At 43.0% G+C, this 19,114-nt stretch carries 24 protein-coding genes; 16 read left to right on the forward strand and 8 right to left on the reverse strand.

Annotation, left to right across the window (positions count from 1 at the left end):
* Positions 1 to 47 precede the first annotated feature (47 nt).
* Complete coding sequence (locus HUU49_04400) at positions 48 to 425, forward strand: transcriptional repressor (GenBank protein NUM25827.1); 378 nt, start codon at positions 48 to 50, stop codon at positions 423 to 425.
* 3 nt (positions 426 to 428) lie between these two features.
* Entirely contained in the window at positions 429 to 1,199 is a 771-nt protein-coding gene (locus tag HUU49_04405; protein NUM25828.1) for a ZIP family metal transporter, read from the forward strand.
* A 130-nt stretch (positions 1,200 to 1,329) separates the two neighbouring features.
* Here HUU49_04405 and HUU49_04410 read toward each other — a convergent pair whose 3' ends face one another.
* From HUU49_04410 to HUU49_04430, 5 genes are all read right to left on the reverse strand, one after another.
* Positions 1,330 to 2,232 (reverse strand): hypothetical protein, encoded by a 903-nt coding sequence (locus HUU49_04410; protein NUM25829.1) that lies wholly within the window; start codon positions 2,230 to 2,232, stop codon positions 1,330 to 1,332.
* 247 nt (positions 2,233 to 2,479) lie between these two features.
* The gene (locus HUU49_04415; protein ID NUM25830.1) at positions 2,480 to 2,977 is read right to left on the reverse strand and encodes a hypothetical protein; all 498 of its coding nucleotides are present in this window, start codon (positions 2,975 to 2,977) and stop codon (positions 2,480 to 2,482) included.
* 21 nt (positions 2,978 to 2,998) lie between these two features.
* The gene (locus tag HUU49_04420) at positions 2,999 to 4,279 is read right to left on the reverse strand and encodes a hypothetical protein (GenBank protein NUM25831.1); all 1,281 of its coding nucleotides are present in this window, start codon (positions 4,277 to 4,279) and stop codon (positions 2,999 to 3,001) included.
* Positions 4,269 to 4,772, reverse strand: a complete 504-nt coding sequence (locus tag HUU49_04425; protein NUM25832.1) for a sigma-70 family RNA polymerase sigma factor — start codon at positions 4,770 to 4,772, stop codon at positions 4,269 to 4,271. Before HUU49_04425 ends, HUU49_04420 begins: the two co-directional genes overlap by 11 nt.
* Before the next feature lie 133 nt (positions 4,773 to 4,905).
* Positions 4,906 to 5,439 carry a disulfide bond formation protein B gene (locus HUU49_04430; protein NUM25833.1) on the reverse strand — a complete coding sequence of 178 codons (534 nt, stop codon included), beginning with the start codon at positions 5,437 to 5,439 and terminating at the stop codon, positions 4,906 to 4,908.
* 99 nt (positions 5,440 to 5,538) lie between these two features.
* Between HUU49_04430 and HUU49_04435 the strand changes: the two genes are divergently transcribed.
* The 3 genes from HUU49_04435 to HUU49_04445 are packed head-to-tail and all read left to right on the forward strand — an operon-like array spanning position 5,539 to position 7,283.
* The gene (locus HUU49_04435) at positions 5,539 to 6,363 is read left to right on the forward strand and encodes a polysaccharide deacetylase family protein (protein NUM25834.1); all 825 of its coding nucleotides are present in this window, start codon (positions 5,539 to 5,541) and stop codon (positions 6,361 to 6,363) included.
* Positions 6,364 to 6,367: 4 nt separating this feature from the next.
* Positions 6,368 to 6,898, forward strand: coding sequence for a peptide-methionine (S)-S-oxide reductase MsrA (msrA, locus tag HUU49_04440; GenBank protein NUM25835.1), 531 nt, complete (start codon positions 6,368 to 6,370; stop codon positions 6,896 to 6,898).
* A gap of 1 nt (position 6,899) precedes the next feature.
* Positions 6,900 to 7,283, forward strand: a complete 384-nt coding sequence (locus tag HUU49_04445; GenBank protein ID NUM25836.1) for an HIT family protein — start codon at positions 6,900 to 6,902, stop codon at positions 7,281 to 7,283.
* Between the two features lie 60 nt (positions 7,284 to 7,343).
* On the opposite strand, the gene HUU49_04450 is transcribed toward HUU49_04445, so the two are convergent.
* A complete protein-coding gene (locus HUU49_04450; protein NUM25837.1) occupies positions 7,344 to 8,366 on the reverse strand; it encodes a hypothetical protein in 1,023 nt (340 codons plus the stop codon).
* 155 nt (positions 8,367 to 8,521) lie between these two features.
* Complete coding sequence (locus HUU49_04455; protein NUM25838.1) at positions 8,522 to 9,280, reverse strand: SIMPL domain-containing protein; 759 nt, start codon at positions 9,278 to 9,280, stop codon at positions 8,522 to 8,524.
* 170 nt (positions 9,281 to 9,450) lie between these two features.
* Between HUU49_04455 and HUU49_04460 the strand changes: the two genes are divergently transcribed.
* The 11 genes from HUU49_04460 to HUU49_04510 all read left to right on the forward strand — a co-directional run bounded on the left by HUU49_04460 (position 9,451) and on the right by HUU49_04510 (position 17,107).
* Positions 9,451 to 9,711 carry a DUF378 domain-containing protein gene (locus tag HUU49_04460; GenBank protein ID NUM25839.1) on the forward strand — a complete coding sequence of 87 codons (261 nt, stop codon included), beginning with the start codon at positions 9,451 to 9,453 and terminating at the stop codon, positions 9,709 to 9,711.
* 90 nt (positions 9,712 to 9,801) lie between these two features.
* Positions 9,802 to 10,275 carry a tryptophan-rich sensory protein gene (locus tag HUU49_04465; GenBank protein ID NUM25840.1) on the forward strand — a complete coding sequence of 158 codons (474 nt, stop codon included), beginning with the start codon at positions 9,802 to 9,804 and terminating at the stop codon, positions 10,273 to 10,275.
* Between the two features lie 3 nt (positions 10,276 to 10,278).
* A complete protein-coding gene (locus tag HUU49_04470; GenBank protein ID NUM25841.1) occupies positions 10,279 to 11,457 on the forward strand; it encodes a PQQ-dependent sugar dehydrogenase in 1,179 nt (392 codons plus the stop codon).
* A gap of 21 nt (positions 11,458 to 11,478) precedes the next feature.
* Entirely contained in the window at positions 11,479 to 12,159 is a 681-nt protein-coding gene (locus HUU49_04475; protein NUM25842.1) for a hypothetical protein, read from the forward strand.
* Between the two features lie 45 nt (positions 12,160 to 12,204).
* A complete protein-coding gene (locus HUU49_04480; GenBank protein ID NUM25843.1) occupies positions 12,205 to 12,780 on the forward strand; it encodes a sigma-70 family RNA polymerase sigma factor in 576 nt (191 codons plus the stop codon).
* Positions 12,777 to 13,502, forward strand: coding sequence for a hypothetical protein (locus HUU49_04485; protein ID NUM25844.1), 726 nt, complete (start codon positions 12,777 to 12,779; stop codon positions 13,500 to 13,502). Before HUU49_04480 ends, HUU49_04485 begins: the two co-directional genes overlap by 4 nt.
* 124 nt (positions 13,503 to 13,626) lie before the next feature.
* Complete coding sequence (locus HUU49_04490) at positions 13,627 to 14,052, forward strand: hypothetical protein (protein NUM25845.1); 426 nt, start codon at positions 13,627 to 13,629, stop codon at positions 14,050 to 14,052.
* A 55-nt stretch (positions 14,053 to 14,107) separates the two neighbouring features.
* Entirely contained in the window at positions 14,108 to 14,548 is a 441-nt protein-coding gene (locus HUU49_04495; protein ID NUM25846.1) for a hypothetical protein, read from the forward strand.
* Positions 14,549 to 14,550: 2 nt separating this feature from the next.
* Positions 14,551 to 15,549 carry a tRNA (adenosine(37)-N6)-threonylcarbamoyltransferase complex transferase subunit TsaD gene (tsaD, locus tag HUU49_04500; protein ID NUM25847.1) on the forward strand — a complete coding sequence of 333 codons (999 nt, stop codon included), beginning with the start codon at positions 14,551 to 14,553 and terminating at the stop codon, positions 15,547 to 15,549.
* Positions 15,550 to 15,552: 3 nt separating this feature from the next.
* Entirely contained in the window at positions 15,553 to 15,993 is a 441-nt protein-coding gene (gene tsaE, locus HUU49_04505; protein ID NUM25848.1) for a tRNA (adenosine(37)-N6)-threonylcarbamoyltransferase complex ATPase subunit type 1 TsaE, read from the forward strand.
* Positions 15,986 to 17,107 carry a hypothetical protein gene (locus HUU49_04510; GenBank protein ID NUM25849.1) on the forward strand — a complete coding sequence of 374 codons (1,122 nt, stop codon included), beginning with the start codon at positions 15,986 to 15,988 and terminating at the stop codon, positions 17,105 to 17,107. Before tsaE ends, HUU49_04510 begins: the two co-directional genes overlap by 8 nt.
* Positions 17,108 to 17,343: 236 nt before the next feature.
* Here HUU49_04510 and HUU49_04515 read toward each other — a convergent pair whose 3' ends face one another.
* Positions 17,344 to 19,086, reverse strand: coding sequence for a type II/IV secretion system protein (locus HUU49_04515; GenBank protein NUM25850.1), 1,743 nt, complete (start codon positions 19,084 to 19,086; stop codon positions 17,344 to 17,346).
* Positions 19,087 to 19,114: the final 28 nt, after the last annotated feature.

Here is a 19,114-nt window from a genome sequence, read left to right on the forward strand (position 1 = left end):
ATGCAAATGACTTGCATTTATTTTTTAGTTGTGGTACCATTATTAATATGCAAAATATCCTGAAAAAATCTGGGTTAAAAAATACAGCGTGCCGCAAACATATTATTGGTGTTTTAATTAAAACCCACGAACCAATTTCCGCCGAAACACTATATCAAAAATTAAAAAAACAGTATGATCTGGTGACTATCTACCGCAATTTAGCAGCGTTCGAACAAAAGGGGATTGTTTTCAAAGAGCATATCAATAAAATTGACCGTTACTATATTGACAATGCTCAACATCACCACATCACGTGTACTAGCTGCGGAAAAACTGAGTGTGTTCCGTGCACCCACAACAATTTTAAAATTAAAAATTTTATTAATATTAAACATCAGCTGGTGCTAAGCGGCATCTGCCAAGGATGTACTAATCATTATTAATATATGTTTCTAGTCATCATCGCTGCCACAGTCATCATTAGCCTTATTGCGTTAGGCAGCATTCTTGTTATCTTTCGTAAAGAAAACCAGCCTGCGGGCTTTCGTTCTTTAATCAGTCTCGCTGCCGGATCATTGCTAGCGGTTTCGTTTCTTGATTTATTACCAGAAGCCATTGAGGAAAGCGAGGGTATTTTCGAACCACACTTAATCTCTGCTTTGGTGCTAGTCAGTATTCTAATATTTTTCATTTTTGAAAGAATTTTACACTGGCACCATTGTCCGGATCCAATCCATCCGGAGCATAATCACCGCCATCATCAAAGGGGTTTAGTGTACCTCAACCTTATCGGTGACGCAATTCATAATTTTATTGACGGCTTTTTAGTCGCCGGCGCCTTCCTGCTTGATTTTCAAGTTGGCTTGTCTGTAACGGCGGCGGTTATTCTACACGAAATTCCTCAAGAGATTTCTGATTTCGGAGTTTTGCTCTATGCTGGACTCAGCCGCACCAAAGCTATTATCTACAACCTGACTGTTGCTTTAACTGCCATCCTCGGCGCTACAGTTTTTTATTTCTTGGGCGAATCATTTGAAATCATTATCCCGCTTATGGCCGCAGTTGCTGCTGGAAATTTTATCTATCTTGCAACAGCCGATTTGATTCCAGAACTACACCACGAAACCAACCGAGGCAAGATTGTTACTCATTCCGCGTGGTTACTATTTGGTGTCGCGATGATTTATATTGTTGGTATTTTATTTCCCCACAGCTAAAATTCTAAAGATGGCTCAAGAAACTGCTTATACCTTGTATGCTAGTTTTAACAACGCCAATCACCTCCATATCTAGCCATTAAATAAAAAGAGGTTGTGCATATACAACCTCTGTTCCAATGAACAAGCCTCACTGCAAAGGACCGACCACGGCGTCGGTTGAGCCGTGCAAACGGATATTCTCCTCGCGTGAAAGCCAAAATCCTCCCAAATAACGATACTTCATCGCCGTAACGTCAAAAGCAAAAAAGGCGCGTAACACCATCAGCCAGTCTTTGCCATTGCACAAAAACGGACACCTCATCGGTTCAATGAAATTCTGGCAATACATCAGGCCTTGGCGGTTCAACGTTTCGTGAATCTGGCTGCGGCTGGATGAACCGCGGTAGCGGCCCTTGCGCCAAATCATCACATCGCGACACGACATGCCTTGTCTCGGTTTGAGGACAAATCCCTGTTTCCATGGCAGTTGATCCGCTGTTTGCACCGGCGACCACAGCCCGACAGCCTGACCCCAGCAACGCAGATTACGATTGGCGCATGGCGTAATCGAACGCGATGCAAACGTTGCAAGTGCCTGACTATTTTGAGCTGAACGGACCAACAGTAAATCCTGGCAAGAACCAAGTTCCAACAAACTCAATGGCTGGCCAAGCCAAACATGATCGTCTGACGCTTTGTCCAAAACCAACGACCGAACTCGCGGCCATGATGCCAAAACATCCTGTAGCTTAGTTGCGAAATCCTGGTTAACTCGGCAAGCCACGCCCAAACCGTCAGGTGCATCATCAACGCCAAAAATACTTACCCGACGAGTACTCTCGTCAACATGACCCAAATCAACCTTCACCAGCATACTGTGCGTGTTAAAAGCCTGGCTAACAAAAGTTTCTTCGGGCGTAAAATGGCGTTCCCATTTCGTTACCCAATCATGACAGGCTGAAACTGCCCACGCGGGCAATTCAAAAATGCGCGGCAAGCTGGCAACCTGCCAACTTCCAATTGCAAGACACTGACAATCCAGATTAGACACGGCACACTCCTTTGCTGCCTTTACGATTACTTTTCAAGGTTCATGACCAATAAACAAAAAATCTCTCCTGCGAGAGATTGTCATTAGTATTACTGATTTCTTTCAACTACACAATCAACCCCTCGCGATTGGCGAGATCCTGGTCCTGATTCTGATTATCCTGCTTGCGGATTGTTGAAGTATAATTGTTCATGAAACAATCATACCAGAAACAAAAAATATGTCAATGGCGTTATCGGCCGGCAACTTACGGTTGGAGTAATATTCTGGCAACATTATATTGGACTTCCCCCAAATATTCACAATCAACATCCAGCGTATGGGGCGCTGTCGTATTATATAATGTCACAATTTTATACTCATACCCCCAAAACCGGATTGCCTTACCATCAATTTTGATCTCCGTCGGCTCGCTTGATCGGTTATCCAACATCACTTTGGTACCATTCTTATATGTCACAGTATTAGGGTCAAGCATGCAATTATCCAATTGAATTCGTCTTCCTATATAACTATCTCGTACTTCTTCATAACCTACCGGCTGCGAATTTTTTACTACTTCCGGTCCAAATCCAGCACCACCCTCATCTTTTGCCACTTCGCTTTTCTGCAGATGGGTTTGTGATCCAAAAACCAAATTGTCCTGCCTGCTTTGAATCAACGAAACAATAAAATAAGTTGCCACCAAAACGACCAATCCACCAATTGCTAACCAACTATAGAGGCTCTTTAATTCTTTATTCATATGCCTATACATTATTAATAATTAAAGAGTAAGTTCGTTTTCAACCTCAATGTCAATTAAATCAGATTCAACCTCGGCATTTGTTTCAGCCTCCGACCGGGATCGTTCACGATCAGTATCTTTGTCCTCGGCGTCTCCACGGTCAGAGTCGTCAGCGTCAGGCGCTTTAATTTCGGTTTTAGTTCGAGTGTTAATCCGATTAGCAGCGTCAATCAGAGCGTCGATGTGAACGGGAAATTTTTCTTCTATTACGGCTTTATCCTGAGATTTTTTGGCATCATCATTCTGATCATTTTTTCTATTACTATCGTTTTTCGAAGCATTAATTTTACCCTGCCAATCAATATCAAGCTGCTTGGCGCCATGCACGATGATTTGGGCTTCCTGCGCTAACCGAAGCGCTTCCTGAAATGTAATGAAAGCTTGATTATACTGTTTCAAATCCAGCTCAGCCTTCCCTTCGTTATATACCGACAAGGCGCTGTTAAGCTGGGCGCTAAGACGCGCGGCCACCGGCTCACTTAGAAAAGAATTTTTATCAACTATCTTTTTAACCTCAGCAATTTTATTTTCTGCGGCTTTCATCTTGTTTTTGGCGGCTATCTCAAAATCAGCCTCCGCCTTGGCGGAAATTTCTCCTTCGGCTTCAACCCGACTTTCCGAGATCGCCTTAGTATCATCCAAAACGTCTAAAATAATTTCCGCCGCTCCATCATCTTTTTCGGATAAAGCAAGCAATATCTGGGCATGCCCGCGCAACACCGCCTCAAGCCGGGAATTCGCCGAGAAAGATTTCTCAGAGTCCTGGAATTTCTCGGCTAGCTGAGATGCCGTTTTTGTTTGAATGCTGATATCATTTTTAACCGTTTCACTAATTGTTACGTCAAGACGATTTTTTACTTTTAATTTTTCCGCCTCTTCAAGCCGTCGGGCGACCTTATCGATTTCCCATTCTACCTTTGATTCATCGGAAAAGTTGACCGCCGAACGAATTTTTTCATTTACCGAAATTTTTACCGGATACAATAAATCTCCCGGAACTGAATTCTCAGCCGCCAAAGAGGTGCCGCCGCTAACGGCAATAAATAAAGCAATTATCAAAGCTATTGGCATAAATTTTGTCTCCCTTAAGTTATTAATCAGCCCCCTTAAGGATATCAGACGGCCAGTCGGTTGGTTTCTTACGCCTGGCGTAGTCCGGACAAAATCTAACAATGCGGAGCGCATCGCCAATTTTTCAGCAACCGAAAGTTTTTCGGCTTGCTGCAGTTTTGCAATTTTTCTTATCTTTCTAATTATCATACATGCCTTTTAATATTTTGATCGCTCGATGGATTCGCACTGAAACGACGTTTGGTGAAAGGTTTAAAATTTTCGCAATCTCTTTGACCTGGAGCCCTTGAAGATATTTTAGTTCAAGTGGTTCAGACAACTCCTCATTTTTCTCCCTTAACTTCTGCAGTACGGCGCTGACATCAATCGCGTCATCAATATGTTCAGATTTACTGTCTTTAAAAACCGAATCTCCGGACACTTCTTGGATTTCTTCAAGCGAAGCTTCCTTTTTCCGACGCACATAATCAATAACCAGGTTGCGGGCAATCCGATACAGCACCGCTTTCGGGTAGGTTATATCCTGACCTTCCGCCACCATACCCCAAAGCCGGCAAAACGACTCCTGAGACAATTCTTTGGCCAGTTCGCGCTCATAGATGCGAAAGTAACAAAATCTAAAGATAGCATCTGCATGCTTGTCATAAAAATCAACAAATTGTTTTTCGGTTGTTAGATGCATGTGCAGGGCTTACATATAGTGACGTAAAGCAAGACTAAATCTTTCAAGAAGTATATAAAATTATCCCTGAAATAGCTAATTTAGTCAAACTAAAAAGCGCCCAAACTTTGGGCGCTTTGCCAACAATAAAAAGTTATTTGGAGAATTTACGAATCAACATTAATAACAAGATGTAGCTAAAACCGGTTAGGGCCATCATCGGAATGGTTATATAGCCATAATTCATGACAAACGTTTTTGAACAACTCACTGAATACCCAATTGCCGAACATGGCGCAAGCTCAATAACCGAAATCTGCCCTAAATATTGGTAGACTGCAATCATCGCACCAATCAACGACAGCATAATACTTTGATCCACAACGGCTTCGTTCTTTTTCCACAACGCTAACCCAAGTGTAATAACTTGCGGATACATTACAATACGCTGATACCAACATAAGGTGCAAGGTTCATAGCCGGCGATTTCTGAATAAAAAAGGCTGCCTAACGTTGACACCAGCGCCGTCAAAAAAGCCAACGGCAGACCCCAGCGGATGGCATAGCGAATTGCCAAATTATCTTTCTTGGCAAAATATTTCATCGCCCAGGCAATCAAAATAACCGCAATGTCGATCTGAACCAATATCACCAAAATTGAAAGAATATTATTAGCGGTAGAAACCATAAAATAAACTTAATAATAATGCTTATAGTATAGCGTTTAACAAAGCCAAATTCAAGACAACGCCGGCGTCATAATGGTATAATCAAAATGCCACTAGGTATGAAACAAACCGTCATATCAACACTAATTACTTGCACACTAATCGTTGGTTGTACCAAACCGGCTGAGTTTTCAGTACCAGCTAATCAGAACCCGACCGAGGCCACTTCTACTTCCCAAGCCGAAATTGATTTTGAAACTATTGAAGTACGATTACCGATTCTTATTTACCATCATATTAGGGAATATCGCGACACCGATTCCGCAAACGACAAAACTTTTATTGTCAGCCCCGGCCGCTTACGCGAACAATTCCAATATCTCAAAGATAACAATTTTACCACAATCACTTTTAAAAATCTGACTGATTATTTTAGCGGGCAGTTTAGTTTGCCGGAAAAACCCGTTATCATCAGTTTTGACGACGGCGTTATTAGCCAGTATGAAAACGCTTTTCCTTTATTAAAAGAATTTAATTTTAATGCCACCTTTTTTATTTTTGCTAATCCGGTCGGTAAAAGTAAGAACTATATGTCCTGGGAACAATTAGCTGAACTTCGTGACCAAGGAATGGAAATTGGTTCACATGGCTGGTATCACCAGTACCTAACGCGCATCAACGCCGATGAATTAAACCGCGAACTGATTCAAAGCAAACAAACTCTTGAAACTAATTTAAAAATCAAAGTTGACGCTATTGCTTACCCCTTTGGTGATATTAATGAGGCAGTAACTGGTAAAATTAAAGAGGCTGGTTATCTGGCCGCTCGCGATATTGTTAACGGGGCTACTCACCAAAAAGCCGATTTGTTCAAACTCAAAGGCTATTTTATCACCAACGACTTCAATCGCTTTAAATCAATCGTTAATAAAGTAACTAATTAAAATCATGGCCGAAAAAGAAATTGCCGTTTTTGGCGGAGGTTGCTTCTGGTGCACGGAAGCTATTTTTCAAAATCTCAAAGGTGTTACCAAAGTAGTCTCGGGTTACGCTGGAGGAAAAACTCCTAACCCAACTTACGAAAAATTACATTCGGCTAACACTGGGCACGCTGAAGTGATTGAAATTGAATTTGATCCGAACATTATTAGCTATGAAAAATTATTGGAAGTCTTCTTCGCCACGCACAATCCAACCACTCCCAACCGCCAGGGTAACGATGTGGGCGAAGAGTATCGTTCAATCATTTTAACTACCACGCCAGAACAAGAGTCAACGGCTCTTAATTACATTAAAAAAATTAAATCCGAATTTAGCGGCCCAGTCATCACGGAAATTCAAACTCTTGATCAATTTTATCCGGCCGAAACATACCATCAGAATTATTACCAAACCAACGCCAATCAGCCGTACTGCCAAGTTGTGATTAGTCCTAAACTAAAAAAAATCAAAGAAAAATATCCCGAATTAATTAAATGATATGCCTAAAAAACAATTACCAACCCCGCCGAAAAAAGCCATTATCTACGAAGATGACAAGTTGTACGCCTGTTTAGCCAGCCGCCCGATCACTGTCGGACACGTTGTCGTGGTATGGAAAAAAGACGTTAATGATATCCATCTGCTTAACGATCGAGATTATAGTTATTTAATGGCGGCTGTCGATATTTTGCGTGATGCGATGTTAAAAGCGCTTAAAGTTAAAAAAATCTACCTGATCTATATGGATGAGGTAAACCATGTTCACTGGCATTTAGTGCCCCGCTATAACGAAAAAGGTTATGACGTATTTTCACATAAACCAGCCGTCTTAAAAAATTTCTCGCTGACCGCCAAAATTAAAAAAGCAATCATCCTAAAATAAAAAGGGTTGAGTAAAACTTCACTCAACCCCCGAAGGATCGACCATGTGGCCGACAACATTTTAAGGAACAAGTCGCTCCAACTCGGCTGCCAGCAAACCGACCGACCGACCAAGTTCAGTCGGAATCAAAAACATGGCTTCTTGCTTCTGGCGAAGCCCGCTGTTGCCGCTGAATACGCTAAGCAGCGCTCGTTGCAGTTCTTCGTCATTGCGGCCAGACATAACATAGCCTTGTTCAATCGGCTCCCACATCTCTTGCCCGGTGATGACTTTCAGCCGTCCCAGCGCCAAACCGCTCGCGTAGGTCACGACTGGTTTGCGCAGAAAACCAGCCTGAATGCCGATCGTGGAAAATGAGTCTACGATAACATCAGCGGCGGGAACGATGTCAGTTCCGGCCATAGTTTCTGGTAACACCAGTTGAATCTTGCCGCCCGACCAGGCCACCAGCGGCTCGTACAACGCCACCGGATTTCGGTCGCCGGGGTGGAAGCTGTACACGATCTGGCAGTGCCAGTTGTGACGATGCACCAAATTGAGCACCGCTGAAACAAGCGCGATGTTAATCAGTAACTCTTTGGTGCCAACCACCAAAAGGACCCTGCCGTCATTAAGACCAAGCTGAGACCGGATTTCGGTCGCCGTAAATTTCGGAAACGCGAAACGCTCCCAAACCGGATTACCAGTCACTACAACGTTGACGCCAGGCAAGTGCTGTCTGGCTTTGGCCGCTTCATCCTCGTTCAGAACAAAAAAAACATCTGCTTGTCGCAGTTGGTCCTGCAGCCAGGTCCGGCGATGGCTGTTAAAGATGTCGGCGAAAAACCCAAACTTCTTGCCGGTTGCTTTCGCCAGATCAAAAGCGGTCAACTCCGGCGCGGCCAACTCTGGGGAAGACGACATCCCGCACAGCGTGATATCGCTACCTTCGACGGCTCCCTGCAAATCGTTCAGGCTAGCAATCTGTTTACCGTAGCCCAAAAAGGTGTGTGTCTGCCAACCAACGGAACCTAAGTATTCCGCCAGTAGGCCAAGCGCTTCGGAGCCACCCATGTCGCGGGCGACCAGTGTGATACTTTTCAAGGTTCATTTCTCCTTTGGTTCCAAGTTAGTTGTTCGTTTCCAAAATCTAAACCACAAAAGGACTAATTAATATAACATAAATATCAAAAAAAGTCAATATAAAACAGCCCACGATCGCTCGTAGGCTGTTATTTGTCTAGTAATTTAAGGTTGGTTTATTTAACCCGATAGTTCACACCAACTTCAATAATAATTTCCTGCTGGCCGTTTGGTACTTGTCCAACCGCGCCACCAGCGCCCATGCCGCCTTTACCATCGTAGTAATACGGCTGACCGGTAATTGGCCCCTGGACAACATTATCCCACCAGCCAACAACCTTGCCAAGCTTAACATCAGCAGCCGTTGCTAAGGCACCAGCGCGATTCTTGGCATCTTGGATAGCCATCAACCGAGCCTGTTGTTTAAGCACCTCAATATCCGACGCCTCAAAGGAAATGCCATCAACCTGATTCGCGCCAGCGGCGGTTGCCTTGGCGACCAAATCAGCAACTAAATTTGGCTGATCTTTTAAGTTGCGAACTTTAACAACCAACTGTTCGCTGGCAGTGTACCCTGATAAAACCGACACGCCATCAATATAGTCATACTGCGGATACAATGAATAATTTTGAGTCTGAATATCAGCCTCCGGAATATTCAATTCTTTAACCGCTGTTAGAACTTTATCAATGGAATTATTAACCTGGGTCAATGCACGTTCAGCGCTGATCGCTTTTTCAACCCGGACGCCTAAGTAGACTACGGCCGTATCCGGCTGATAGCTGACTTTACCCTGACCGGTTACCGTTACTGTCCATTGTGGCCAGTTAACAATCCGATCACGCAATAACGCCAGGCTGATAACACCTGTTAGTAAGATCATCCCAACCAATAATAGCGCAAGTTTTTGTTTTGAATTATATTCGTTTGCCATATATAAAAAGTTATATTATTATTTCGACCTTTTGGTCTATATGTATTATAACGAAAAATCAGAAAAAAGGTTACAGGCCACCGACCCACAACTTATCCTCAACCACTCTTTTTTACTCATGGCCAGTTGTGATACAATATAACAAGCACGTGAAAGGGGGTGAAATAGCAATGAAAGTAGTACACATAGTCACTTTCCTTCTTCTGGTTATTGGAGGCTTAAATTGGCTGCTAGTCGGCTTAATCGGCTGGGATGTCGGGATGTTATTTGGTGGCCAAAGCGCTTTAATCTCCAGAATTATTTATATTCTAGTCGGTTTATCAGCCGTTGTTGAGATTGCCACTCATAAAAAAAATTGCAAAGTTTGCAACGAAAAAAAGGCAATGCCCGCTGACACTTCTGAAACTGTCCCTCCCATATCAAACGCCTAGGCAAATTTACATTGCGTTTCAAGAAACCGCCCGGTAGGGGGTGGTTTTTTGTTTGACACTTTAAGACAAAAAGGGGATGATACACATAGTATGAAAAAATTCGGGAAAATCATTTTAGCCATTCTCATTTGCCAGACTGCTGGCATTATTGGGTCATTTTTCACCACCCCAGCAATCCCTGGCTGGTATGCTAGTTTGCAAAAACCATTTTTCAATCCTCCGGGTTTTGTGTTCGGCCCAGTTTGGTTAACACTGTATACTATGATGGGAATTAGTCTGTATCTTGTCTGGGAACACCGCCAAAAACATCCACTAGCACCAAACGCGATTATATTATTTTTAGTCCATCTGATTTTTAATGCCGCCTGGTCAGTTGTCTTCTTTGGCGCTCAACAAATCTTGCTGGCGCTTTTTATTATTGTGCTTTTGGTCTGCATGATTAGTATCCTCACCTGGCAGTTTTGGCAAATCAAAAAACCAGCCGGCTATTTATTGATGCCATATCTAACTTGGGTGCTGTTTGCAACCATACTTAACTTTTCACTTTGGCTATTAAACAAGTAACTTATGAAAAAAGGAGTTTTAATCTCACTCTTTATCATTATTTTTTTAGTTACCGCGTTTTTGTTTCGCACCAAAATCACACGACTATTTTTTAGTCCTAGCGCCCCACAGGGGGAGCTAGGGATAAACGTTTTTAACCTAGCCGCTAACCGCACACCAGACACCAATCAAACACCAAACGCCAAACCAGGCGCTGACCAAGCAGTTACCGATATTGAAATTATCGCCAAAAATCTTTTGATCCCCTGGGAAATTGGATTTCTGCCAACCGGCGAAATGCTTGTCACCGAACGAGCCGGCAACTTATTAAAAATCGGCGCCAATAAAACAGTTATTAAAATCCAGGGAGTTGAACACGTTGGTGAAGGTGGCTTGCAAGGGATGGCACTACACCCCGATTTTAAAAATAATAATTTTATTTATTTGTACCTCACCACCCGCACTAAAGACGGCCTAATCAACCGGGTAGAACGATACCGGCTAACCGGCGACACCCTGACTGATAAAAAAATAATCATAGATAATATTCCAGGCGCCCAATACCATGACGGCGGCCGAATTGAATTCGGACCAGACAGCAAACTATATGTCACTACCGGCGACGCTACCAAATCTGACAAAGCCCAGGACCCGAATTTTTTAGGCGGTAAAATCTTACGTCTGAATGACGATGGTTCTATTCCGTCCGATAACCCAAATCCGACATCGCTGATTTATTCTCTGGGCCATCGCAATCCGCAAGGATTAGCTTGGGATGAATCAGGACAACTCTGGGCCACTGAACATGGCCGCAGCGGCGCACTGTCGGGCTTAGACGAATTAAATATTATTGAACCAAATCAAAATTACGGCTGGCCCACCATTCAAGGTGATCAAACCAAACCAGGACTAACCACGCCGGTGGTTCACTCCGGCTCCGACGTCACCTGGGCTCCCGGCGACGCAATTTACCTTAACGGTTCAATCTTTTTTACCGGTTTGCGCGGAGAAGCAATCTACCAATACCAAATTGAAACAAAAAAATTCTTCACTCATTTCTATCGCGACTTTGGCCGGCTGCGCGCCATTGTCATCGGACCAGATGGCTTCATTTATGTTTCCACTTCTAACACTGACGGCCGCGGAGAAAGCAAAACTGAAGACGATAAAATCATCGCAATCAACCCTGAAATTTTTAACTAAATGACTACCGTCAAAAAAATAATGATTAGCTGGCTAATGGTTAGCCTAATTTTTGTTGTTGTTTATAACATGTTCATCAGTTTTGAATACACTATGATTTATTTTATAGTAGTGATCGGAATTTTTGGCCCGCTCCTTTATATCTTTAAATCATTATTGACAGACAGGCTGCAAAACTGGCCCGCTGCGGCCGTCATTAAATTTTTAACATTGGGTTATGGCGCAGTTTTAACTGAAGAAATTTTTGCCGCCCTAGTCAATCACTTATCGGAAGGCTTTAATACCGTCTTATACCTTCAACGCATCTTACAATTTTGGGCTTTTAATATTTTTGCTTTCAGTGGCCTGATTATGGGCTGGTATGTTTTAACTAAAAAAATCCAATATTCTAAAACTGAAATATTTTTTCTCACCGGAGTATTTGGCCTTTGGACCGAACGAATCTTTCCTGTGGCACTAACTAATCCGATTGCCTTTTTCTTCTGGACACCTTTGGTAATTTTCGTGTACGGCATTATTATCACGCCGGCCATGCTCAGTATAAACACCAAGGGAGAAATCATAAGCTTCCATCCGATTTTAAAATACGCTTTAACCTATGCCATCATTATACTTTTTTCGTTACCCCCAGTGATAGTCCTGTGGCTCCTGCGCCTATATTACCCTTGGTTATTCCCACCAGCTGAGTTTATCCCACTTTAACAACAATCATGAAATAAATCGCCATTAAAAAGCGTACTAATCTATATGGCTGAACTACCAGATTTTGCGAATAAAACCGACCAGGAGCTGGTCAATTTGACCCTTGAAAATCAGGATCATTTTTTACATATTGTTAATCGCTATCAGCAAAAATTACTCTCGTTTATTCTACGAATTTCGAATGTCGCGCCCGACGAAGCTCATGACCTCCTCCAAGAGGTCTTTATTAAAGTGTATAAAAATCTCAACGGTTATGACCCAAGCCTAAAATTTTCTTCCTGGATTTATCGTATTACCAGAAATCATGTTATCAGTAATTACCGAAAAATCAAAAATAAACCCCAGGTACTAAGCTGGGAAGTTGATGAGGAAAGCCTCAGCAGTCTTACGGCCGAAATTAATATTGAGAAATCAACTGACCAGGCATTGCTACGAGAACAGTTGGCCGAATCACTGGAAAAACTCAAGCCAAAATACCGTGAAGTTCTCATCTTGCGGTATTTTGAAGAAAAAAGTTATGATGAAATTTCTGACATCATTAAAAAACCGCGCGGCACGGTCGGCACCCTGATTAATCGGGCGAAAACCCAACTACAAGCAATCTATCAACCAAAAATATGAACCAAGATTTAGGAAAAAATATTTTAGAAAAAATTAAAGAAAGCCACATTAAACCGACTCCGCGGTGGGAATTTTTACTCAAAGATTATGTGATGTGGATCATTTTTATCATTGCTATTTTAGTTGGTAGCTTAGCCACTTCAGTTACCATCTTCATGCTCCGCCACGAGAATTGGGATTACTATCAAGCTCAGCCAAGCGCCATAACCACCATTCTAATTAATCTGCCATACTTTTGGTTACTTATCCTGTTAGCATTTCTCGGACTGGCCTGGTACAACATCAAACACACTAATAAAGGCTACCGATATAATACGCTGGCAGTGCTTGGCATTAGCGTTATTGCCAGTATTCTGATTGGTAGCGTGTCATACAGCGTTGGTCTTGGTGAAGACTTAGAAGACATTTTCTATAAACGATTTCCTTTTTACCACCACTTTATGGAAAATCGCGCCAGACAGCTGTTTAGTCCCGCCGGTCCAATTTTGGGCGGTGTAGTGGTTAATGTTAATAGTAGTCAAGTTGAAATTCAGGACTTCAATGGCCGGTTATGGATTATCAGCACTTCAACTACCCAATTTGACATTGGTGACCGAATTATCCTGGTCGGAAAAAAATTCGAAGGCGACACGTTTGAAATTGAAATTTTAAAACCTTGGTTCAAACAACATAATCGTTTAATTGAATTTCATCTGCAAGCACCGCCGCCAAGGACGCGGTAGTGATGAAATAAAATTTAATACTGGGCGTATTACCTGATGTGCGAGGCAATTTGGCCAGCCGAGAACAGCATCGATGCGCGGTCACGTCAAATTCCAATGATCTAATTCATAACCTCAATCATCTATGCCCAAAACCCACTACCTTATAGCGGCCATGCTCGGTTTGATTATTACTACAGCCGTTGTAGGTATTACAACTTTCGCCCAGACTACCACAACTACTGATTCACGGCCAAACTTCATTGAACACCGTCAGGAATTCAAACAAATGATTATTGACGGCGACTATGAAACCTGGTCGGAAATGATGAAGGAACGAGTTACTGAGCTTAGAACCCAAGCCGACAAACTGGAAAGTAGCATCAATCAAGAAACTTTCAACAAATTAACTGAAGCCCACCAGTTAATGCAGGAAGAAAAGTTTGATGAAGCTAAAGCAATCTTTGACGAACTCGGCATGCCTGGACCATTTGGCCCACACGGCATGAGGGGGATGAAAGGAATGCATAATAACCAGCGGCCGAGCTTACCGACTGAAGCTCAAAACTAAGAATTAAATTACAAAAAATCGCCTAAAAGGCGATTTTTTGTTATACTGGCAGTATATGAAAATTAAACTATTAATTGCCAGCATCCTGTCCGGTTTTTTCATTACCGGCTGTCTAACAAATACAGATATCAACCCGCCGACCGGAAACAATAATCAAAATCAACCGGCAGTTTTTGATTTTGACAGCTGCGTGGCGGCCGGAAACCCCATTCTTAAAAGTAAGCCAGCCCAGTGTCGCCATAACGGCATTACCTACGTTGAAAATCTGCCAACGACACCATCAACTGACCGAATTAAATGCCAAGATGCTCAACGAGAAGCTGAAGTGTGTGCTGAAATCTACCAACCAGTATGCGCCAAAGTTAATGTTCAGTGCATTAAAGCGCCGTGTCCACCAATTGACCAAACGTTCTCAAGTGCTTGCCACGCCTGCCGAAATTCATTAGTTGAAAGCTATGTGGAAGGCGAGTGCCCATCACCAAGCAACGTTGATTAATTATGAAAATATTTGCCATCGAAAGTTCGTGTGACGAAACCGCCGCCGCCGTTGTTGAAACGAAAGGCGGTCGCTTTAATATTTTGGCAAACACGATTGTTTCACAAATTGATATTCACCGCCAGTACGGCGGCGTAGTGCCAGAAGTTGCCGCCCGTCACCATATTCAAAACATCATACCGGTACTTGAACAAACCCTTGATCAGGCCAAGCTCACACCGAATAAACTTGATCGCTTGGCGGTAACAGTCGGGCCCGGCTTAATTACGTCGCTTATAGTCGGCATTGAAACCGCCAAGACTCTTTCGTACGTCTGGAAAAAACCAATTGTACCGGTTAACCACATGAAGGCTCATTTGTACGCCAACTGGAGCCACAATCAAAAAATTAATTTTCCGGCCATCACCCTAATTGTTTCCGGCGGACATACTGAAATTATTTTACAAACCAGCCCAACTCACCTGAAAAAAATCGGCGCCACTATCGACGACGCGGCCGGCGAGGCATTCGACAAGGTCGCACAGCTATTGGGGCTAGGGTATCCGGGCGGACCAGCGATTTCCAAACTTGCCAAAACCGGAAGCCGAAACGCTTATCCATTCCCACGACCAATGTTAAAAGAAAATAATTTCAACTTCAGCTTCTCAGGACTTAAAACAGCGGTGCTATATACAACTCAAAAAATAAAAAAAATCACCCCTGCCGTTACCGCCGACATCGCCGCTTCATTTGAACAGGCCGCAGTTGATATTTTGGTTGAAAAAACAATTCGCGCCGCCCAAACCCACCACGCCAAAACAATTATGCTATCAGGTGGCGTTGCGGCTAATGGACTGTTGCGGCAAACGCTTGCAACAAAAGCTAAAAATCTAAAGATAAAATTTTTAACGCCCGACATTCATCTTTGCACGGACAATGCCGCCATGATTGCTATTGCCGCCGCCTTTGACAAACCTTCGCCGTGGCATACACTAAAAGTAAACCCTAACCTTGATATTTAAACGATGATAAAGAAAATATTTACCACCAAGTCCGAACACCAAACCCACACCCTTGGCATTAAACTGGCTAAAACCTTGCAAGGCGGGGACGTATTAGCATTAACCGGCAATCTTGGTGCCGGTAAAACTGTTTTAACCAAGGGTATCGCCAAAGGATTAGGCATTACGTCCATTGTTAACAGTCCGACTTTTATTTTGATGCGCGTCTATCCAATAAAAAACAAAACAATTAAACAGCTAGTACACATTGATTGCTACCGTTTACAAAGTGAGGAACAACTAAGAGAGATTGGTGCTACAGAATATTTTAACCGACCCGACACTGTCACCGTGATTGAATGGGCGGAAAAAATTAAACAACATCTCCCTAAACAAATTATAAAAATTACGGTAGAATTACTACACGAGGACCAAAGAAAAATAACCATCACCACCCATGGTTGAATATTGGCGCAACCCCGCCGAACAACTTACCACCCCTGAACGTCCGCTGCCGGATCGTTTTTATAAATTAATGGAACATATTAATAAAACACGAAAACCGCGGCTAATGGAAATCAGTCAAAGCCGAGTCAGTCCCAATGAAGCTGCCAGTGACCGTAATACCGTTCGTGAAAAAAAAGCTCGTCAGTTTGGTGACGAAACCGAGTATGCCAATTTTTTTGAAACCGCGCTGCCGGAAGTCAATAATTACGACTGGTTTGGCGAAAATGTCGTTATCCTAGACCGCGGCCATGGTGATGCCGCCGACTATAACGACTTAGCCGTTGGTACTGATTTAACTTTAGAGATGGAATCACCAGACGGACATGATCCGATTGCTTTGCGAATTGACGTCACAAAAACTAAAAATTTAGACGGACTTGAACGAAAAACTCAAAACACTCTGCATGAAATTGAAAATGGCCGATTTAGCCGAACTTATTTTCAATCCTACTACCAAGAAGGCCCACTACAAAAAATTAATACCGCGCCAAGCATTGTTTTGCACCTTACCGAAAATCAACTAGATGAATTAGGAAGCGAGCTTTATACTGCCAGACTTGATAACGACCCCGAAAAAAGAAAAAAGGCAATTACCGGCCTGGAGGGAAGCCCACTTCAACTAAACTTAATTGACCAAGCACGAGGCCAGCTGGAAAACCAAGCGCTGTATGCCTTGGCATTATTTCTGGAAGAAGTAAACAATCGCTGGCAGCGATTTAATTTGAATAACGATCAAAAAGCCGAACTGGCTGACATATACGACCAGGTTAAGACTGCACATGCCCTCCAACACACTGGCCAAGAAGTAACTCGGCTTATTGAACAGGTCACAAAAAATAAAACATTGCAGCGGTTACCTCGCTATCACGAGACAATTCGCTTATTAAACGGCATTAGCCCCTGGCTAAACCATTTTGAAAATTTAGAACAACAAAAAATCGGCCAGCTGTCTGATAACACCAAGCAGCAGGCCGAGGCTAATGCGAGTTTGAGCGAGGCTCATCGCCTGCTCGTTGGTCGGCCGAGCCAGATTCATTCTGCTCTGCCGCAGCGGTTTGGTGTGGCGGCTTAAATCCGCCGAGAAAACCACCGCTTTGTTGAATGCGGTCAAGCACGTCACCCGTCTTCTCATGAATGATTTGCGAAACCGGATCCGTCGAAATGACCGGACCTTTCTTCTCTTGCGTCGTGCACAAATCTCTACCCTCCTTAACGTAGTTTGCGCCAAGAAACACCTTACTCGCAGCGAGCCCATACTAACAAAAAAACCGCCTCTTGTCAATAAAGGGCGGATTTTTAAACTAATTTTTAAAGCTCGTCGTCACTGATATCCTTAGCCACACGAAACACTTCATCGGCCGTGGTGATACCGTCAGCCGCTTTCAATAAACCGTCTTGAATCATCGTGATCATACCGTGCTTAACGGCAATTGAACGCATATCATACTCAGACACATGGCCAGTTAAAATCAAATTTTCTACTTCTTTATTCATTGTCATGACTTCAAAGATACCAACCCGACCCTTATACCCAAGGCCCTGACACTCCTCACAGCCGCCGCCTTTATAAAACTTTAACCGCTTAAGCTCTGCTTCTGGTACTCGAAAACCAGACTCTTCAGGAATTTTTGATAAAATTGCCATCACCCGCGACATGGTTTTATTATCAAGCTCGGCTGGTTTTTTACAGTACTGGCAAATTTTTCGTACCAAACGTTGACCAATCATCGCATTAATCGCCGGGGCCAACAAAAATGGTTTAACCTGCATTGACAGCAAACGGGGAATGGTTCCGGCAGCGTCGTTTGTGTGCAATGTGGTAATCACCAAATGACCAGTCAACGCGGCATTAATTGCAATCTCAGCTGTTTCAAGATCACGAACTTCACCAACCATAACGATATCCGGATCCTGTCGCAAAATAGAGCGCAGGCCGTTGGCGAAAGTGTAGTTCTTACTATGATCAACCTGACTTTGATTAACGCCGTCAAGTTTGTATTCAACCGGGTCTTCAATGGTGATAATTTTAGTTCCCGGATCATTTAGCTTATTTAGCACTGCATACAAAGTAGTAGTTTTTCCTGAACCGGTCGGACCAGTCGTGACAATCATGCCATTTGGTTTTTCAATTTCGCCCCGCAACGCCTCAAAAGCGCGGCCGCGCAAACCTAAATCTTCAAACGCCATGCCGGCCGCCGACGACATCAATAAACGCATCACAACGCTTTCACCATACGCCGTTGGCAAAGTTGACACACGAACGTCAATCTTTTCTTTAGTCATAAAAATGGTAAAACGTCCGTCCTGAGGGCGGTCTTCAATATTAATCTTTAATCGCGAAACTAATTTAATGCGACTGACAACCTGCGGCCAAACTTTATGTTCAAGCTCAGCAACATCATGCAACAAACCGTCGATACGAAATCGAACCTTGACTCCTTTTTCTTCAGCCTCAATGTGAATATCCGAAGATCTAGCCTTAATAGCGGCCGCCATAATTAACGTTACCATGTCGGTAATTGAAACTTCGCTTAATTCCTTGTTTAAATCCTGAAATGTTCTAATCTCTTTTTCATACTTACGAATATCGTCTTCAGCAATTTCAACGCCACTGACAAACTTACGAACTTTGGGAATTGATTGGTACAAACGAAACGCAAAATCAAAACTGTTTTGTGAAATTAAATAAATTTTTACGTCCGCATGATTTTCTTTGGCCAATACTTTGGTTAGCTCCGTCAACCGAGGGTCTTCGGGATTAACCGCCCCAATCCTAATATCATTTGAACCCCGAAAAAAACAAATAGCTTTTAGTTCCTGGGAATCTTTTTCTGAAAATAAAATCAAAGTTTCCGGACTAATTGGAAAACCCTTTAAATCGATATATTGAAAGCCCATCATCGCAGCCCTGGTTTGCGCTTCACGCTCTTTTTCCTTGGCGCCGATATTCTTCATTTTCTCGCTGAATTTTTCCGACACCTCTTCACTGGCAATCTGCGGCCGACTGACTGATGAAACGTTTTTGATTGGATTATTCTTATCACTCATCATACGTGTTTATTATAACAAACTAAGCCTA

It is taken from the genome of Candidatus Buchananbacteria bacterium, from assembly GCA_013359225.1.
Classification (GTDB): Bacteria; Patescibacteriota; Patescibacteriia; order Buchananbacterales; family UBA6539; genus JABWCG01.

Excerpts from the sequence above, each read along its gene's own strand:
- HUU49_04400 (NUM25827.1), top strand. The coding sequence starts at position 48 with ATGCAAAATATCCTGAAAAAATCTGGGTTAAAAAATACAGCGTGCCGC.
- HUU49_04405 (NUM25828.1), top strand. The coding sequence starts at position 429 with ATGTTTCTAGTCATCATCGCTGCCACAGTCATCATTAGCCTTATTGCG.
- HUU49_04415 (NUM25830.1), bottom strand. The coding sequence starts at position 2,977 with ATGAATAAAGAATTAAAGAGCCTCTATAGTTGGTTAGCAATTGGTGGA.
- HUU49_04420 (NUM25831.1), bottom strand. The coding sequence starts at position 4,279 with ATGATAATTAGAAAGATAAGAAAAATTGCAAAACTGCAGCAAGCCGAA.
- HUU49_04425 (NUM25832.1), bottom strand. The coding sequence starts at position 4,772 with ATGCATCTAACAACCGAAAAACAATTTGTTGATTTTTATGACAAGCAT.
- HUU49_04430 (NUM25833.1), bottom strand. The coding sequence starts at position 5,439 with ATGGTTTCTACCGCTAATAATATTCTTTCAATTTTGGTGATATTGGTT.
- HUU49_04435 (NUM25834.1), top strand. The coding sequence starts at position 5,539 with ATGAAACAAACCGTCATATCAACACTAATTACTTGCACACTAATCGTT.
- msrA (NUM25835.1), top strand. The coding sequence starts at position 6,368 with ATGGCCGAAAAAGAAATTGCCGTTTTTGGCGGAGGTTGCTTCTGGTGC.
- HUU49_04445 (NUM25836.1), top strand. The coding sequence starts at position 6,900 with ATGCCTAAAAAACAATTACCAACCCCGCCGAAAAAAGCCATTATCTAC.
- HUU49_04455 (NUM25838.1), bottom strand. The coding sequence starts at position 9,280 with ATGGCAAACGAATATAATTCAAAACAAAAACTTGCGCTATTATTGGTT.
- HUU49_04460 (NUM25839.1), top strand. The coding sequence starts at position 9,451 with ATGAAAGTAGTACACATAGTCACTTTCCTTCTTCTGGTTATTGGAGGC.
- HUU49_04465 (NUM25840.1), top strand. The coding sequence starts at position 9,802 with ATGAAAAAATTCGGGAAAATCATTTTAGCCATTCTCATTTGCCAGACT.
- HUU49_04470 (NUM25841.1), top strand. The coding sequence starts at position 10,279 with ATGAAAAAAGGAGTTTTAATCTCACTCTTTATCATTATTTTTTTAGTT.
- HUU49_04475 (NUM25842.1), top strand. The coding sequence starts at position 11,479 with ATGATTAGCTGGCTAATGGTTAGCCTAATTTTTGTTGTTGTTTATAAC.
- HUU49_04480 (NUM25843.1), top strand. The coding sequence starts at position 12,205 with ATGGCTGAACTACCAGATTTTGCGAATAAAACCGACCAGGAGCTGGTC.
- HUU49_04485 (NUM25844.1), top strand. The coding sequence starts at position 12,777 with ATGAACCAAGATTTAGGAAAAAATATTTTAGAAAAAATTAAAGAAAGC.
- HUU49_04490 (NUM25845.1), top strand. The coding sequence starts at position 13,627 with ATGCCCAAAACCCACTACCTTATAGCGGCCATGCTCGGTTTGATTATT.
- HUU49_04495 (NUM25846.1), top strand. The coding sequence starts at position 14,108 with ATGAAAATTAAACTATTAATTGCCAGCATCCTGTCCGGTTTTTTCATT.
- tsaD (NUM25847.1), top strand. The coding sequence starts at position 14,551 with ATGAAAATATTTGCCATCGAAAGTTCGTGTGACGAAACCGCCGCCGCC.
- tsaE (NUM25848.1), top strand. The coding sequence starts at position 15,553 with ATGATAAAGAAAATATTTACCACCAAGTCCGAACACCAAACCCACACC.
- HUU49_04510 (NUM25849.1), top strand. The coding sequence starts at position 15,986 with ATGGTTGAATATTGGCGCAACCCCGCCGAACAACTTACCACCCCTGAA.
- HUU49_04515 (NUM25850.1), bottom strand. The coding sequence starts at position 19,086 with ATGATGAGTGATAAGAATAATCCAATCAAAAACGTTTCATCAGTCAGT.